This window comes from Caballeronia udeis, from assembly GCF_044909315.1.
In the GTDB taxonomy this organism is placed as follows: Bacteria; Pseudomonadota; Gammaproteobacteria; order Burkholderiales; family Burkholderiaceae; genus Caballeronia; species Caballeronia udeis_A.
Genome location: NZ_JBIYEB010000018.1, coordinates 41,387 through 56,978, shown reverse-complemented (window position 1 = coordinate 56,978; position 15,592 = coordinate 41,387). Strand labels below are relative to the sequence as shown.

The 15,592-nt window shown below is 62.0% G+C and carries 14 protein-coding genes; 9 read left to right on the top strand and 5 right to left on the bottom strand.

Annotated elements, in window-relative coordinates; genetic code table 11:
* Positions 1–3: 3 nt before the first annotated feature.
* The gene (locus ABH944_RS26205) at positions 4–1,545 is read right to left on the bottom strand and encodes a DHA2 family efflux MFS transporter permease subunit (RefSeq protein WP_404610296.1); all 1,542 of its coding nucleotides are present in this window, start codon (positions 1,543–1,545) and stop codon (positions 4–6) included.
* A gap of 152 nt (positions 1,546–1,697) precedes the next feature.
* On the opposite strand from ABH944_RS26205, the gene ABH944_RS26200 reads away from it, so the two are divergent.
* Together ABH944_RS26200 and cls are read left to right on the top strand one after the other, a co-directional pair.
* Entirely contained in the window at positions 1,698–2,141 is a 444-nt protein-coding gene (locus ABH944_RS26200; RefSeq protein WP_062081478.1) for a MarR family winged helix-turn-helix transcriptional regulator, read from the top strand.
* A 222-nt stretch (positions 2,142–2,363) separates the two neighbouring features.
* Positions 2,364–3,647 carry a cardiolipin synthase gene (gene cls / locus ABH944_RS26195; RefSeq protein ID WP_404610297.1) on the top strand — a complete coding sequence of 428 codons (1,284 nt, stop codon included), beginning with the start codon at positions 2,364–2,366 and terminating at the stop codon, positions 3,645–3,647.
* A 203-nt stretch (positions 3,648–3,850) separates the two neighbouring features.
* Here cls and ABH944_RS26190 read toward each other — a convergent pair whose 3' ends face one another.
* Complete coding sequence (locus tag ABH944_RS26190) at positions 3,851–5,143, bottom strand: CaiB/BaiF CoA transferase family protein (RefSeq protein WP_404610298.1); 1,293 nt, start codon at positions 5,141–5,143, stop codon at positions 3,851–3,853.
* Between the two features lie 315 nt (positions 5,144–5,458).
* On the opposite strand from ABH944_RS26190, the gene ABH944_RS26185 reads away from it, so the two are divergent.
* The 4 genes from ABH944_RS26185 to ABH944_RS26170 all read left to right on the top strand — a co-directional run bounded on the left by ABH944_RS26185 (position 5,459) and on the right by ABH944_RS26170 (position 7,923).
* Positions 5,459–5,839 carry a COG4315 family predicted lipoprotein gene (locus ABH944_RS26185; protein ID WP_404610299.1) on the top strand — a complete coding sequence of 127 codons (381 nt, stop codon included), beginning with the start codon at positions 5,459–5,461 and terminating at the stop codon, positions 5,837–5,839.
* Between the two features lie 140 nt (positions 5,840–5,979).
* Positions 5,980–6,498 (top strand): sigma-70 family RNA polymerase sigma factor, encoded by a 519-nt coding sequence (locus ABH944_RS26180; protein WP_404610300.1) that lies wholly within the window; start codon positions 5,980–5,982, stop codon positions 6,496–6,498.
* Positions 6,495–7,289 (top strand): anti-sigma factor family protein, encoded by a 795-nt coding sequence (locus tag ABH944_RS26175; protein ID WP_404610301.1) that lies wholly within the window; start codon positions 6,495–6,497, stop codon positions 7,287–7,289. The genes ABH944_RS26180 and ABH944_RS26175 overlap by 4 nt, the downstream gene beginning before the upstream one ends.
* A gap of 64 nt (positions 7,290–7,353) precedes the next feature.
* On the top strand, positions 7,354–7,923 hold the full coding sequence (locus tag ABH944_RS26170) for a YbhB/YbcL family Raf kinase inhibitor-like protein (protein WP_404610302.1): 570 nt from the start codon (positions 7,354–7,356) through the stop codon (positions 7,921–7,923).
* Positions 7,924–7,985: 62 nt separating this feature from the next.
* Here the strand turns inward: ABH944_RS26170 and ABH944_RS26165 are convergent, their stop codons facing one another.
* From ABH944_RS26165 to ABH944_RS26155, 3 genes are all read right to left on the bottom strand, one after another.
* Positions 7,986–9,485: a glycosyltransferase family 2 protein gene (locus ABH944_RS26165; RefSeq protein WP_404659540.1), complete on the bottom strand. Its 1,500-nt coding sequence runs from the start codon at positions 9,483–9,485 to the stop codon at positions 7,986–7,988.
* Between the two features lie 26 nt (positions 9,486–9,511).
* Positions 9,512–10,114: a cytochrome b gene (locus tag ABH944_RS26160; protein ID WP_404610304.1), complete on the bottom strand. Its 603-nt coding sequence runs from the start codon at positions 10,112–10,114 to the stop codon at positions 9,512–9,514.
* Positions 10,115–10,323: 209 nt separating this feature from the next.
* On the bottom strand, positions 10,324–11,265 hold the full coding sequence (locus ABH944_RS26155) for a LysR substrate-binding domain-containing protein (protein ID WP_404610305.1): 942 nt from the start codon (positions 11,263–11,265) through the stop codon (positions 10,324–10,326).
* A 118-nt stretch (positions 11,266–11,383) separates the two neighbouring features.
* On the opposite strand from ABH944_RS26155, the gene ABH944_RS26150 reads away from it, so the two are divergent.
* The 3 genes from ABH944_RS26150 to ABH944_RS26140 all read left to right on the top strand — a co-directional run bounded on the left by ABH944_RS26150 (position 11,384) and on the right by ABH944_RS26140 (position 15,582).
* The gene (locus ABH944_RS26150; protein WP_404610306.1) at positions 11,384–12,736 is read left to right on the top strand and encodes an MFS transporter; all 1,353 of its coding nucleotides are present in this window, start codon (positions 11,384–11,386) and stop codon (positions 12,734–12,736) included.
* A gap of 1 nt (position 12,737) precedes the next feature.
* Positions 12,738–13,748, top strand: a complete 1,011-nt coding sequence (locus ABH944_RS26145) for a hypothetical protein (RefSeq protein ID WP_404610307.1) — start codon at positions 12,738–12,740, stop codon at positions 13,746–13,748.
* 169 nt (positions 13,749–13,917) lie between these two features.
* On the top strand, positions 13,918–15,582 hold the full coding sequence (locus ABH944_RS26140; protein WP_404610308.1) for a tannase/feruloyl esterase family alpha/beta hydrolase: 1,665 nt from the start codon (positions 13,918–13,920) through the stop codon (positions 15,580–15,582).
* Positions 15,583–15,592: the final 10 nt, after the last annotated feature.

The window sequence follows — 15,592 nt, the reverse complement described above, 5'->3', positions numbered from 1 at the left end:
TCGTCAATCCGCAGCTGCGTGAGCGAGTGTTTCGCTGGCGGCGCTTCGCATCGGCCGGATCAGCAAGAGCAGCGGCACCACCAGCAAGGTCGCCACGAACATCAGCTTGAAGTCGTTCAGGTACGCAATCATCTGCGCCTGCTGATTGATCGATTGATCCATCAACGCGAGACTCATCTGCGACCCACTCTCGAGCATGGGCTGCATCGACGGATTGAACACGTTCACATTCGCTGCCAGGTCGGCGTGCGCGACCTGCGTGCCGCGCGTCATCATGGTCTGTACGATCGAGATGCCGATACTGCTGCCAATATTTCGCATGAGGCTGTAGGTTGCGGTGCCGTCGGCGCGTAACTCGGGCGTCAGTGTGGAGAACGTCAGTGCGCTCAGCGGCACAAAGACGAAACCCAGGCCAAAACCCTGAATCACGCCAGGCCACACGATGTCGGACACCGATAGCACCAGCGTGTAGTGCATCATCTGCCAAAGCGCGAACGCCGAAATCAAAAATCCCGCGAGCAACAAAAGACGCGCGTCGGTGCGTCGCAACAGCCGGCCGGCGACCAGCATGGCGATCATCGTGCCCGCGCCGCTCGGTGCCGTGACCAGACCGGTTGTGGCGACCGGATAGTTCATCAGGTTCTGCAACATGGGCGGCAGCAACGCGCGCGTCGCGTACATCACCGCGCCGATCACGAAGATAAAAAACACGCCAGTCGCGAAATTGCGGTCCTTCAACAATTCGTATTTGAAGAACGAACGCTTGCCGGCAGTCGCCGTGTGCGCAAGAAAAAATATAAAGCTCAGGACTGCCAGAATCGCTTCGATGCGGATTTCGATCGAGCCGAACCAATCGAGCTGCTCACCCCGATCGAGCAAGGCCTGCAATGCGCCGATCGCCAGACCAAGCGTGGCGAAACCAAACGCATCGAATTTCACGCCGAGCTTCGCGGCTCGCGCCGGCAGGAACGTCAGCACGCCAAAAAGCGCAAACGCGCCGATCGGCACGTTGATGAAAAATACCCAGCGCCAGTTGTAACTGTCGGTCAGCCAGCCGCCGAGCGTGGGCCCGAGAATGGGCCCGACCATCACGCCCATGCCCCAGACGGCCATTGCCTGCCCCTGCTTTTCGCGCGGATTGATGTCGAGCAGGATGGATTGCGAGAGCGGCACGAGCGAGGCTCCGAAAATCCCCTGCAGCAATCGCGACGCGACAATCTGAGCAAGACTCTCCGATAACCCGCACAGCGCCGACGCAACCGTGAAGCCGGCAATCGAGATGACCAGCAGGCGCTTCGTGCTCAGCCGGTCCGACAACCAGCCGGTAAGCGGTGTGGCAATTGCCGCGGCAACAATGTACGACGTCAGCACCCACGTGATCTCATCCTGCGACGCCGACAGCGTGCCCTGCATATGCGGCAGCGCGACATTGGCGATCGTGCTGTCGAGCGTCTGGATCAGCGTCGCAAGCATGATCGAAACCGTAAGCATGGGCCGGTTGAGCGGCGTGGCTGCGGCGCTCGCCGGCATCGATTCAGAAGACATTCAGGCGCCAGTTCCGTTGTCGGATCGCTTATCAGATAGTAAGCATGCTTATTATAACCAGGGTAACTATTGCGGCAAGGCGTCAAAAACCCGGGGAAACCCGCGTTCGCCCGGGTGCAGGTGAGCGCGTGCTTCTTTCGTATAATCCGTGCATGGAAACGCACCTCGACAAGCGCTTTGGTTTTCTGATCTCGGACGTTGGGCGTTTGTGCAGCAAGCGCTTCGACGAGCTCGCGAAATCATCCCTCGATCTCACTCGGGCGCAATGCCGCGCGCTCGCCTATTTGTCCCATTTCGGCGATGTGAACCAGGCGCGGCTAGCCGATCTGCTGGAGGTCGCGCCAATATCGGCGGGTCGCCTGCTCGACCGGATGGAGGAAGGCGGCTGGATCGAGCGTTTTTCGAATCCCGATGACCGTCGCGAACGGACGGTGCGGATGACGGCAAAGGCGGAAGGTGCACTGGGCAAGGCCCGCCGGGTGGGCGATTCCGTGGCGGCTGAAGCCCTGGAAGGGCTGGACGCCGACGAACGCGCACAGTTGATCTCGCTGCTACGGCGCGTGCGTGTGAACCTGAGCTCGATCGTGGACGAGTGAGAGATTTGGAGCAGCTCGGGGCCGCGTTATAGGGTGTCCGCGAAACCGCAAGGCGCGCACGCCGAGCGAGCCGATCAGATCGATCGACGCAGGGCAATAAGTAGAAGGTCCATCCCTTGCTACCAAGTGTGTCGGCACTTCCGTCGCGCACAACCGAGCTTCCCGGCTCGTGCAACACGTCCGCCTTGTCCTTGTCGCTGCCAGTCTCCTACGGAACCCGACATGCTCTTGCTCGCCATACCGCTTACGGTAGCCGTCACGCTCGTCGTGGTCCTGATCCTCGCGAACTTCGTAAGTGGCGAAAAGAAGGTAGAGCACAACATCGACCGGCTGTATGCCAGCGACGACCCGCAATTCATCCGCTCAATGAGCCTCCTGCTCGGGCCGCCAGTGACCTCGGGCAACCGGTACGCCGTGTTTCTGAACGGCGACGAAATTTTCCCTTCCATGCTCGACGGTATTCAAGCCGCCAAACAGACCATCACGTTCGAGACGTTCATCTACTGGTCTGGTGAGATCGGCGCGCAATTCGCGGCGGCGTTGTCGGAAAAAGCGCGCTCGGGCGTTGCAGTGCACATCCTGCTCGACTGGGTGGGCTGCAAGAAAATGGACCACCGTTATCTTGAAGAGCTGCGACAAGCCGGCGCCGACGTCGTGCAATACCACAAGCCGCACTGGACCGGACTTGGGCGAATGAACAACCGGACACACCGGAAGCTGCTGATCATCGACGGCCGCGTGGGTTTCACCGGCGGTGTGGGGATTGCCGAGGAGTGGACCGGGAACGCGCAGGACGAAAAGCATTGGCGCGATACGCATTTCCGGGTGGAAGGTCCGGTGGTCGGACACATGCAGGCGGTATTCATGGACAACTGGATCAAGGCGACGGGCAATGTGCTGCACGGTCCCAAGTATTTCCCGGATATCCCCCCGTTGCCGGAAGGCCATGCCAGTAACGGTGTTGCGCACATGTTCTCCAGCTCACCCACCCACGGCGCCGACGACATGGAACTGATGTACCTCATGGCAATCACGGCGGCCACGCAGAGCATTCATCTGGCCAGCGCGTATTTCGTCCCTGATGGTCTGGCCATCAATGCCTTGGTGGAAGCTGCACGGCGCGGCGTGAGAGTGCGCATTGTGACGCCGGGAAAACGCATTGATACCCATACGGTGCGCGAAGCATCCCGAGCCTGCTGGGGCGACCTGCTGGCCGTGGGTATTGAGATCCATGAGTATCAGCCGACCATGTTTCATTGCAAATTACTCGTGGTGGACGATTACCTGGTTTCGGTGGGATCGACGAATTTCGACAGCCGTTCGTTCAAGCTCAACGACGAGGCGAACCTCAATATTTACGATCGGGAATTTGCCCGTCAGCAAAGCGCGATCTTCGACGCCGATATTGAAAAGTCCCACCTCGTCACATACGAAGAGTGGCTGCACAGACCAATGCTGGAGAAGCTGATAGAGAAAGCAGTGCCGTTGCTCGATTGGCAGCTTTGAGCTGTATGCACGACTTTTCCCAGGCTCCCACTAGCTAGCGCTCCCTCAATGCCGCGTCAAACTACCCCCCGCCGCTGCTTCAATCAGCTTTCTCATAGGCCACGCCTCAGCGTACTGGCCGATCACGGCGACCTCACGATCCGCCTGCTCGGGTAGCAAACGGTCGTCCACCACGGACTAATGCCCTGCGCGTCACATTCAAGCTACCCGCCGATCACCCCCGTTCGCATGAGCTCCTCGATCTGCGCGTCGTCCATGCCAAGCACGTCGCGCAGCATGGCACTCGTGTGCTGTCCAAGCATCGGCGGCGCTTGATCGTAGGTCACCGGCGTAGCCGATAAACGCAGCGGACTCGCAACCGTCGGAGCAACGCCCGCGACGGGATGCGGTATCTCCCGCGCGGCGCCGCGAAATTGCGCCTGCTCGGAACCAAAAGCCTGCTCGATATCGTTGATCGGCCCGCACGGCACGCCGCACGCTTCAAGCGCATCGACCCATGCGTCGCGCGGACGCGTCATGAACACCGCAGCCAGTTGGGGCAACAATTCCGCCCGGTTTACGCTGCGCCCGCTATTGGTGGCGAAGCGTGCATCGAGTGCGAGTTCCGGTACGTTCATCGCGGTGCACAACGAACGAAACTGGCTGTCGTTGCCGCATGCGACGATCACATGGCCATCGCTCGCGGCAAACGTCTGATACGGCACGATGTTCGGATGCGCATTGCCCATGCGCTGTGGCGCAATGCCGGTGGTCAGATAGTTCATCGACTGATTGGCGAGCATGGCGAGCTGGCAATCGAGCAACGCGATGTCGAGATGTTGCCCGAGCCCGCTCTTTTCCCGTTCCATCAGCGCGGCGAGCACGCCGGTGGTGGCATACATGCCGGCCATCAGGTCCGTCACGGCCACGCCGACTTTTTCCGGACCGCCGCCCGCGACGCTGTCGGGCTCGCCGGTGATGCTCATCAGCCCGCCCATGCCCTGGATCAGGAAGTCGTAACCCGCGCGCTGCGAGAGCGGCCCGCTTTGACCGAACCCTGTCACCGAGCAGTACACGAGCCGTGGGTTCAGCGCCGAAAGACTCTCGTAGTCCAGCCCATATTTCCTGAGTCCGCCGACCTTGAAGTTTTCGACGACCACGTCACACGACTTCGCGAACTCGCGGATAAGTGCGGCCCCTTCAGGCGAACTCATGTCAATGGCAACCGACTGCTTGTTGCGGTTCGCGCACAGGAAATACGCGCTCTCCGACGTATCGCGGCCCTCGGCGTCGCGCAGGAATGGCGGGCCCCATGTGCGGGTGTCGTCGCCCGCGCCAGGACGCTCGACCTTGATCACTTGTGCGCCGAGATCCGCAAGGTTCTGCGTACACCACGGCCCCGCCAGCACCCGCGATAAATCAAGCACGCGAATGCCGTCCAGCGGGCGTTTTCTCGTTGTATTCGTGTTTGCACCCGGGGTCCCCGGCGACGGTTGGTTCTTGCTGTCCTGCACCATTTCACCTCGTTGGTTTCAAGCCGGGTTTGGGCTTATTGGCCCGTTCACGGCCGAAAAAATGCGAATCGGCACGTCTGGCCGGGCGGCTGGCGAAGAACCGCATCGTCCGATCCCGTCGATTGTAGCCAAGTCGCTGGATCGAGCGTCTTCGGCCGGGCGTTCGATGATCTGGTGAATCTTCAAGACGACGCACCAGCCAATCGACGGGATCAAAATCACCGGACTTCCGTCGAAATATTTGTCAGGCACCGGAATATTGCGTAAGCATCATCCGTTTATCCCGTACCTGCACAAAAATGGAATGGGACAAACAAGATGAGAATTCGCATCCCGATGCTCGCTGCAACCGTTGCCGCTTCCCTCACCGCGGCCGTCAGCCTGAGTGCCCATGCCACGCCGCCGATGGCCGCGGGCGGCATGTACACCGACGCGAAAGGCATGACGCTCTACACTTTCGATAAAGATCCTGCGTCTGGCCCGAGCGCCTGCAGCGGCGGTTGCGCTCAGGCGTGGCCGGCGGTCATGGCCGATTCATCGGACAAACCCCAGGGTGACTGGACGATGATGCCGACAGCAGACGGCGGCAACCAGTGGGCGTACAAAGGCAAGCGCGTGTACAGATTCGCAAAAGACCAGAAACCCGGCGATGCCAACGGCGACAATTTCAAGGACGTCTGGCATACCGTGAAGCAGTAAGCGTGAAGCAGTACGACGCCATTAGAGCGATGGAGACCAGCAAGTAGCGATCGATGGCCACTGCGCGCGTGCCGGCAATCTCGTCGTCACCGAAGCAGTGGCCAGGAGCGCTGAAGTGAACCAGTCATGAGCATAGGCCTTTGAGCTTCGATACCGACCTCGTTGGCGTTCTTCCGCAGTTGCGGCGGTATGCGCGCGCGCTGACGGGGGACCGCGCGTGGGCCGACGACCTGGTGCAGGACGTAACCGAACGTGCGCTGGGCCGGTCGAAAGGGTTTCGTGTCGGCAGCAATCTGCGCGCGTGGCTGTTCACGATCATGCGCAACCTCTATATCGATCAGTTGCGCGGCCGGCGCGATATTGCCGTCGACGATGAAACCGCGCCCTGGCGGCAGATGGCCGCGCCAGTGGGCGAAGTAGACGGGCTTGTGCTGCGCGACGTGCAACGTGCACTGTATTGCCTGCCGATCGAGCAACGCGAAGTCATGCTGCTCGTCTGCGTCGAGGACATGAGTTATCAGGAGGCATCCGTGGTGCTGAACGTGCCGGCCGGAACGGTGATGTCGCGACTGTCGCGGGCACGTGAACACATGCGTGTGCTGCTCGGTGAGGAGCCGGGCCGCAAATCGGCATCGTTGAAAATCGTGAGTGGCACATGACGAACCCCGAACGTCCGGAACAGGCGGAATCAAGCGCGGCAGCCAATGAGTTGCGCGCGCTGTCGGCGTTCATCGACGATGAAGCGCCGGAGGCCGAACGCGCTGAAACGGCTGAGCGCATTGCCCGAGATCCGGCGAGCGCGGCGACAGTGGCCGCGTATCGCGCGCAGGATAATGCGCTGCGGGCGCTGTTTACCGCCGCGGCCGACAACGAGCCGCAAGTCGTGGTGGTGCGTCCGCGCAGGCGTTACCTGATGGCGGCGAGCTGGCTGGTAGTGGGGATCGCATGCGGCTTCCTGATGCATATGCTGTTGCCGCTCCTCGCTCAGGATCGCCCGGCGCCGACGTTCGCGCAACGCGCGGATATTGCTTACGCCGTGTATGCGCCCGAGCAGCGGCACGCGGTGGAAGTGGCGGCGTCGCAGGAAGACCATCTCGTGACCTGGTTGTCCAAGCGGCTCAACCGGACCCTCACCATTCCCTCGCTGCACGAATACGGGTTCGAACTAGTGGGTGGCCGGTTGCTGCCCGGCGAGGACGGACCTGCGGCGCAGTTCATGTATCAGAACGCCAGCGGCGAGCGGCTTACGCTGTACATGACAAGCGGCTCGGGCAAGCACAAGGACGAGTACGCCATACGGATGCTGCGCGAAGGCCCGCGACGCACGTTCTACTGGACGACGGACCACGCGGGTTACGCACTCTCCGGACAGATCAGCGAGGCGAAACTCCGCGCCATCAGCTTCGATACCTGCGCAGCACTGGGCGGCGACCCGAAGAAATGGCAGTGAGAAATTGTCAGGACAAGCACACCGTACCCAAGCGAAGTTTTTGAGACCTAAGGCCAGAAGAACAATGAAGAGTGATCCAGGCATGCGCCGCACGAAGCGGCTTTTGCGCGTTGCCGTGATTGGCGCGGGATGTTTCCTGACAGCTGTGGCAATCGCCGATGAGCGCTTCACGCTGACCTCGCCCAGCCTCACCGATAACGCCACCCTCGATTCCCGCCATGCCGCCAGCGCGCAGGATTGCGGTGGCAAGAATGTCTCGTTGCCCCTCGCGTGGAGCAATGCGCCGCCCGCCACCGAAAGCTTTGCGGTCACTATCTTCGATCCCGACGGCGCGCGCGGCCTTGGCATCGTGCATTGGGTTCTCTACGGGATTCCTGCTACGACGACCACGCTGGCCGAAGGTGGGCCCCCGCCGGCGGGGAGTATCGGTGGAATCAACCGGACGGGGAAGGACGGTTATTACGGACCCTGCCCGCCACATGGCGATGCACCGCATCATTATGTGGTGCAAGCCTACGCGCTCGATCTCGCCGCCAATGCCCTGCCTCCCGCTCTCGATCGCGACGCGTTGATCGCCGCAATGAAGGGGCATGTACTGGCGTCGTCGAGCATGGTGGTGCGATACGCTCGATGATTACCGCGGCGCGATGATCAGGTCGTATATCAACGATCAACGCGCCGCGGCGTATGCCGTCATCAGGCCTCGTCCGCCGCTGCGAGCCCCGCCCTCGTCTGCACGCGCCATGCACGTGAGCCGCCGAGAAAGTCGATCCAGCCCAGCGCCGCGCCCGTATGGCGCAGCAACTGGAACGTGAACGGCTCGACCACAGCCGTCACGACCGCCATCCACAGGCTCGACCCGGCCGTGTCTCCCGTCCAGCGCCGGTACAAATGCACGGTCCACAAATGGAACGCGAAGTCGATAAGAATCTTCGCGCCGATCACACTGAAAATTGGCAAGACAATTGCGCCACGCCGCTCCACGATAAACCCCAGCAGCAACGCGAACGCCGTCAAGCCGTAGATAGGCTGCACGGTATCGAATGCCTTCACGGGCAACATCAGCAAACCGAGCGTGCCGTAACGCCGGTTGCCGGTCATATCGCGATTCCAGTATTGCGTCTGCAAAAAACCCGCAAACCAGCGCCGCCGCTGCCGCATGAAACCGCTGAACGAACTGGGCGCGTCCGTAATCGCATGCGCGTTGCCCACTACCCGCACGTCCCAGTCCAGACCGTGATCGACGGCATGACGGCGCAGCCGGTGAATCAGCTCGTAATCCTCCACCAGGCATTGCGGATCGAAACCGCCGACGGCCAGTAGTGCATCGCGGCGAAACGAGGCGAACGCGCCGGAGATCAGCAGCAGGCTATCGGCACGCATCCACGCAAACCGCGCGATGAAATTGCGGATGTACTCGTACGTCTGGAACCACTGGAAAAAGCGCCCGCTGATCGTTTTGCTGCACACCGGCACCAGGATGCCCGCCGCCGCAACCAGATTCGGCCGAGCTGCGAACGCGCTGCGCATCGCGAGGACGGCGTCGTCGGCCAGACGCGTATCGGCATCGACGGTCATCACTATCGGCGTACTGATCTTTTCGATCGCCACGTTCAGCGCACGCGCCTTGCCGCCATGCGCCACGCGCAGCCAAAAGAGCGTCGGATGCAGCGTCGACGCCGCGCTCAACTCACCCTCCGCCGGCGCGACAAGGCCGAAGCGCTGCGTGAGAAGCTCGGCGGTGCCATCGGAAGAACCATCGTCGGCGATCACGATTTGCGCCGCGCCATGCGTTTGCCCGAGCAATTTCGCAAGCGTGTTGGGCAGCACCACCGCTTCATTGTGCGACGCCACTATCACGCCGAGCTTCGGCAATGCGCGTTCGCGCTGCTTGCGGTCAAGCGGCTTGGGCGGCCTGACGAGTGTCCACGATTTCGCCGCGACGAACATCAGCAGCAAGGTGTCGTAGACCACGTAGGCGATGCCCGTCGACCATGCCACCACGCCGTGCAGGAAAAACGCGCGGGCGAACAACACGAGCCACAGCATGAGCACGCCGCCGTGAATCAGCACGCTCGCGAGCGTGACCGGGCGCGGCGCGATGCGCGGCGAAGCCTGCGCGAGCGCATCTTCCAGCGAGCGTGTCAAAAGCGGATCCGATTGGGTTGACTGGGGTGCGGTCTTTTTCGTTCGCATGGGGACGCCGTGTAGTTTCACATCCATCACGGCACCATCCGCGAAATCACCGACTTCTTGTCGATCCATTGATGCTTGAGCGCGCCGCCCACGTGCATCGCTAGAAGTGCGTACAGCGCATAACCCAGCCACGCATGCAACGCGCCGAAACGATCGTGCAACGATTCCTTCAGCACCGGATCGAGGTGCATCACAAACCCCAGACGCGGCCACGGAATCACGCCGAACAGATGCATCGGATGGGTAGCGGCGTCTTTCCACGCCGAGTCGTGCAGCCAGCCGGACAACGGCAAACCGATCATCAGCAGATACAGCAGAAAGTGCGCGATGTGAGCGGCCACGTGTTCCCACTTCGGAAATGCCTTCGGCAACGGCGGCGGCCGATGCGAAACACGCCACAAGATGCGCAGCAGCACCAGCCCGAGAACGGTAATGCCGATGGACTTATGGGTATCGACGACCGGACGCACCCATGAATCGGGAAACGATTCCGCCGTCAGTCCCAGCACGACGTTGCAGATAATCAGCAACGCAATGAGCCAGTGCAGGACCATTGCGGTACGCGTATAGCGCAACGGCATCTCGGTTTGTGGCGGTTTCGACGCCAGATTGGCGGCATGCGTGGACATTGAAACTCCGTGCGAAAAATGGGGATCGGCTGGATAGTTCTGCGCCCTGCCGCGCCGGGGTTGTTCAAGCGCGAGTGTTTGCAGACGACACGATCCAAACGCGCCGTGGCGCCGTTTTATTCCATCGATTCTGCGGGAAAACGCGAACTTACGTTTGTAGCGGGTTTGTCAGGTAAGGCGTCGAAATATATTGGCAGCTTCAGGCGGCTTTAAGCGCCCTCTGCGCCTTGCGCGTGCGGCGATGCAAACGCCAGCACCGCTTGCGCGAATCGCAGCGCAGCCGGATTCGCCGCGTCGCGGCGCGTGACAAGGTGCAGCGGCGCGGAGAACGCCTCGTCACCGGAGACAGCGCAATACACCACGCTTTCTTGCTGGTATCGCTGCATGGATGCCGGCACGAGCGTAATGCCGCCGCCCGCCGCCACCAGGTTGATGGCGCTCAGCATGCGCGGCACTTCGCTCACCACGTCCGGCTTGAATCCCGCCGCCTCGCAAGCGCGGATGAAGTCGGCGTACATGCCCGGCGCACCAGGCCGCCGCACAAAGATGAACGACTCCCCGGCGAGCGACTTCAGCGGTACACGCAGTTGTTTGCCCGGGCGCACGCCTTTCGCCGGCAGCAGAGCGTGGCCGACCGGCAGCACGAGCACCATGCGCTCTTCGTGCAGCAGGTCGAAGCGCAATTCGGCAGGCGTCTCGATCGGCTTGCGCAGGATGCCTGCATCGACGCGTCCATTCATCATCCGTTCGATGATGTCGGCGGCATTGATCTCGTTCAGGTCGATGGCGATATCCGGATGCGTCGCGCGAAAACGGCGGATCACGGCGGTGGCGAGCGGATGGAATGCCGCCGAACTCGTCAGTGCGATCCGCACGGAGCCGAGCTGGCCGTTCGCCACCCGCCGGGCGTTGACCACGCCTTGGTCGAGCGCGTCGAGCACGGCGCGGGCATCAACCTCAAACGCCGCGCCCGCCGATGTCAGCTCGACCCCACGCGGCAAGCGCGTGAAAAGGGCGAACCCCAGCTCACGTTCGAGCTCCTGAATCTGCTGCGACAACGGCGGCTGCTGGATATGCAGCCGCGCCGCCGCCCGCGTGAACTGGCGCTCTTCGGCGACGGTGAGGAAGTACCGCAGGTGACGCAGTTCCATCGACAGGCCTCACATATGTCATAGATATGGCAACGCCATCCGATATGTATTTTACATTTGCCATCCCGTTTCGTACTCTTCGACTCAAATACACATAAATGCACGGATCAGGAGACGTATGGAAACCACCTTCCCACCCAACGCGACCGACCATCCGCCGCCGTCGTTGGCGTCGCTCAGCAAGTCGCAGATTCGCCGCGCCGTGCTGGCGTCGGTGATCGGCAACGGGCTGGAATGGTTCGATTTCCTGATCTACGGCTACTTCGCGAAGATCATCGCGCACGTATTTTTCCCGGTAGGCAACACAGCGCTTTCAACAGCGCTGACGCTCGGGACATTTGCGGTCGGGTTTATTGTGCGACCGCTCGGCGGGATAGCGATCGGCGCGTATGCGGATCGCGTCGGGCGCCGCAAGACGCTCTCCATGCTCATCCTGCTGATGGCCGCCAGCACCTTGTTGATGGGCCTGACACCCGGCTACTCCAGCATCGGGATCGCCGCGCCTTTGCTTGTGCTGCTTGCACGCGTCATGCAAGGTTTATCCGTTGGCGGAGAGTTCGCCACGGCCGCCGCGATGCTCACGGAATACGCGCCACGCGGCAAGAAAATGTACTTCGGCAGCTTCCAGATGACGTCGCAGGCGGTGGCGCTCGTGCTCTCGTCGGCGTTCGGTTATTTCCTGACATCGAATCTGGATCGGGCGTCGCTTGAATCGTGGGGCTGGCGCGTGCCGTTCCTGGTCGGCGCGCTCGTCGGACCGGTGGGGTTTTATATCCGCCATAAAGTCGCTGAATCGCCCGAATTCGTGCAGTTGCGCGAACGGCTAGGCCACACGCCACGCCAGACCATTCGCGGCTTTTTCCGGCAACGCGGCGACGCGTCGTTGTGCGCGATGGGCGTGATCATCGTCGGCACGGCGACGAATTACCTGTGGCACACGTTCATGCCGCTGTACGTCGAGCGCCAGTTGCATTTACCGCTCAAGAACGCGTTGTTCGGCACGGCGGTGTCGGGGCTGGTCTCCATCGTGGGTTATCCACTCGCGGGGAAACTGGCGGACCGGATCGGCGCGTACCGATTGTTCTTTCCGGTAACGATTGTCTGGGTCGTGATCGCGTATCCGCTGTTTGCATGGGTGCTCGCGTCCCCCACGCCAGGTCGCGTTTTCGCCGCGCAAATGGTCGCGACCGTAGTGCTGAGCCTGATGTCCGGACCGCATCCCGGCATGCTCACGCAGTTGTTTCCCACCGCCACGCGGTCCACCGGCGTCGCCCTCTCATACAACATCGCGGTGACGCTGTTCGGAGGCCTCGCGCCGCTGACCGTCTCCACGCTGATCACCGTCACCGGATCGAATATCGTGCCGGCGTATTACCTGATCTTCGCGGGCTTCGTCTCGCTTGCGCTGGTCGGGCTGACCCGTTCCGGACGGCGTCTGCGCCGCGATCCCGATGCGCTCCCGCTGGATTGAGATGAACTCCTCCCATAAAGCTCGCAATGAGCGTCCGGTGAGCGCTGTCGGCAATGAACGGCTGCGCGTGGTTACGCCACGCGGCGCGGGTATGGTGCCGTTTTACCGGTCGATGGAAGATCGCGATGCCGCGGACGTTTCGCGAATCGTGATCCTGCTGCATGGCCGCCTGCGCGATGCCGATGCCTACCTGCTCTCGGCGCAACGCGCGCTGGCGGCGGCATCGACCGATCCCGCCGGTACGCTGCTGCTCGTGCCGCAGTTCCTGGCCACCGCGGATATTTCGGCGCACGGCTTGTCGGCCGATATGCTGCACTGGGAATGGACCTCATGGATGGGCGGCGACGACGCGCTCGGTCCCGCTCCGCTCAGCTCCTTCGATGTCCTCGATGCATTCGTCGAGCAATTCGCGGATCTTGCGCGTTATCCGGCTCTGCGCGAAGTGGTGATCGCCGGGCATTCGGGTGGCGCACAGGTCGCGCACCGATACGCGATAGTGGGTGCCGCCCGCAACGTGCCTGGCGTGCAGCGCCGGTACGTGATCGCGAATCCATCGTCGTACGTGTACTTCGATTCGATGCGACCCTGCGCGGACGGCGTTCTGCGTCCCGCCAATACCGCCGCGTGCCCCGGCGTGGATGACTGGAAGTACGGCGTACAGCGCGTGCCGCGCTACGCGGAGTCCGCGTCGTTCGATGGACTCGAAACACGCTATGCGGCTAGCGACGTTGTTTATCTGCTCGGCCAGCAGGATTGCGATCCACACCACGACGCGCTCGACCGTTCGTGTGCAGCACAAGCGCAAGGACCCCATCGGCTCGCGCGTGGGCGTTCTTATTTTTCGTACCTCAAGGCACGCCACCCGGCGCTCGAACATCGGTGCTGGGAAGTCGCCGGCGTAGGCCACAACGGCGCGGCGATGCTCGCTTCGAGCGAAGGCGTGCGAGCGCTGTTTAACGTGGAACGACTCGCAAACGTGGTCGATTCATCGACTGCCGGCGCGACGGACTAAACACAGCGCGACTCACTACAACACCAAAGAACGTTGCCTCCGCGACGGGACTGCTGTCGCCTGGACGATGCGACGTTGGTTTCTTTTTCTGTTTATCGGCCGGCGTTTGGCTGGCTCGTTTGGGTCGTTTTTCCAATGAAGCAGCAGTTAATAAACATTTGGAGACAGCATGATTAAAAACACCATCGCCGCTTGCGGCGTATCCCTTGTCGTCGCGACGCTGGCCGGTTGTGGCGGTTCATCGTCGAACAACGACAGCACGCCCCCCACGCCGCCTGTTTCGTCCGCCGCCGCGTGCACAGCGCTGGGCGGGACGAAGATCGCGGCGGCGTCGATTGGGGCGGCCAGCAACGGCGCCACAGTAGCAAGCGCAACGCTGGTCGCTGCGTCTAGCACGTCCGGCGAGTATTGCCAGGTGAACGGCACCATTGCGCCCGTCGATGCAACCGCGCCGAACATCAATTTCGAAGTCAACTTACCCACTGCATGGAACAAAAAGGCGCTGCAATACGGCGGCGGCGGTTTCGACGGCACGCTCATCACCGGCCTTGCCGCACTCGACATGGCGCCGGCCGGTTCATCGACACCGCTTGCACGCGGCTATGTGACCTTCGGCGATGACTCCGGCCACCAGAGCAAAAGCATCACCGACGGCTCGTTCGCCGCGAACGATGAAGCGCTCGCCAACTACGGTGGCCTGACGCTGAAAAAAACCCATGACGTCGCCATGCTGTTGCTCAAGGCCCGTTACGGCGCCGCGCCCACGAAAACCTATTTCTTCGGCAGCTCGACCGGCGGCCGTGACGGCCTCACCGTGATCCAGCGATGGCCCGCCGACTATGACGGCATTGTCGTGAACCGGCCCGCGCTGAGCTACACAGGTCTGCGGCTTTCCAACGTCGTGCTTGGCCGCGCGCTTTATCTGAATAACGGCGCAGGCTGGTTCGACGTGAACAAGACCGTACTGCTGGAAAACGCCGTGATGAAAGCCTGCGATACGCTGGACGGCGTGGCCGACGGTATCATCTCGAACGTTGCGGCCTGCAAGCTCCAGGCGCCCGCCGTGCTCGCCGCCCTGCGCTGCCCGGCCGGCAAGGACACGGGAGACACCTGTCTTTCCGACGCCCAGATCGCAACCGTGAACACCATTGCTTCGCCGCTGCTACTACCCTATCCGCTCGCGAACGGCGTCACGCGCTACGCCGGGTACAACATCCTCGCCGGCTCCGTGTTCGCGGGTCCGTACACCACACGCAACTTTGGCACTTCTCCAATACCAGCCAACCCCGCCGGCAAGAACGACGCGAACCAGTGGGTCACGGGTGACCAGTGGGTGAAGTACTTCATCACGCGTATCCCTACGTTCAATTCGCTCACCTTCGATCCGCTTAATCCGGCCACGTACCAGGCGCAAGTCCAGCAAGTCTCCGCCGAAAGCGATGCGACCAACCCCGACCTCTCAGCCTTCATTGCGAAGGGCGGCAAAGCGATCATCACTCACGGTCTCGCCGATGAGATCGTCAGCACGGACTCGTCGGTCGACTACTACAACGCGCTCGTGCAGAAGTTCGGTCAGGCTTCGGTTGACAGCTTCGTGCGCTTCTACCTGATGCCGGGTGTTGGCCACGGCACCGGACCGTTCCTGCCGCAAGTCGATTCGCTCGGCGCACTGGAACAATGGGTGGAAAACGGCACGGCGCCGGAAACGCTCACCGTCACGGACTCGACAGCCGCGACCGCCGGGCGTACGCGGCCGCTGTGCCGTTACCCGACCTGGCCGAAATACACGGGCGGCGATGTCAATTCAGCAGCGAGTTTCAGTTGTAGCCAGTAACCGCCTGGGG

Bases quoted from the DNA above. Each gene is read 5' to 3' on its own strand.
- ABH944_RS26205 (WP_404610296.1), bottom strand. From the start codon at position 1,545: ATGTCTTCTGAATCGATGCCGGCGAGCGCCGCAGCCACGCCGCTCAAC.
- ABH944_RS26200 (WP_062081478.1), top strand. From the start codon at position 1,698: ATGGAAACGCACCTCGACAAGCGCTTTGGTTTTCTGATCTCGGACGTT.
- cls (WP_404610297.1), top strand. From the start codon at position 2,364: ATGCTCTTGCTCGCCATACCGCTTACGGTAGCCGTCACGCTCGTCGTG.
- ABH944_RS26190 (WP_404610298.1), bottom strand. From the start codon at position 5,143: ATGGTGCAGGACAGCAAGAACCAACCGTCGCCGGGGACCCCGGGTGCA.
- ABH944_RS26185 (WP_404610299.1), top strand. From the start codon at position 5,459: ATGAGAATTCGCATCCCGATGCTCGCTGCAACCGTTGCCGCTTCCCTC.
- ABH944_RS26175 (WP_404610301.1), top strand. From the start codon at position 6,495: ATGACGAACCCCGAACGTCCGGAACAGGCGGAATCAAGCGCGGCAGCC.
- ABH944_RS26170 (WP_404610302.1), top strand. From the start codon at position 7,354: ATGAAGAGTGATCCAGGCATGCGCCGCACGAAGCGGCTTTTGCGCGTT.
- ABH944_RS26165 (WP_404659540.1), bottom strand. From the start codon at position 9,485: ATGCGAACGAAAAAGACCGCACCCCAGTCAACCCAATCGGATCCGCTT.
- ABH944_RS26160 (WP_404610304.1), bottom strand. From the start codon at position 10,114: ATGTCCACGCATGCCGCCAATCTGGCGTCGAAACCGCCACAAACCGAG.
- ABH944_RS26155 (WP_404610305.1), bottom strand. From the start codon at position 11,265: ATGGAACTGCGTCACCTGCGGTACTTCCTCACCGTCGCCGAAGAGCGC.
- ABH944_RS26150 (WP_404610306.1), top strand. From the start codon at position 11,384: ATGGAAACCACCTTCCCACCCAACGCGACCGACCATCCGCCGCCGTCG.
- ABH944_RS26145 (WP_404610307.1), top strand. From the start codon at position 12,738: ATGAACTCCTCCCATAAAGCTCGCAATGAGCGTCCGGTGAGCGCTGTC.
- ABH944_RS26140 (WP_404610308.1), top strand. From the start codon at position 13,918: ATGATTAAAAACACCATCGCCGCTTGCGGCGTATCCCTTGTCGTCGCG.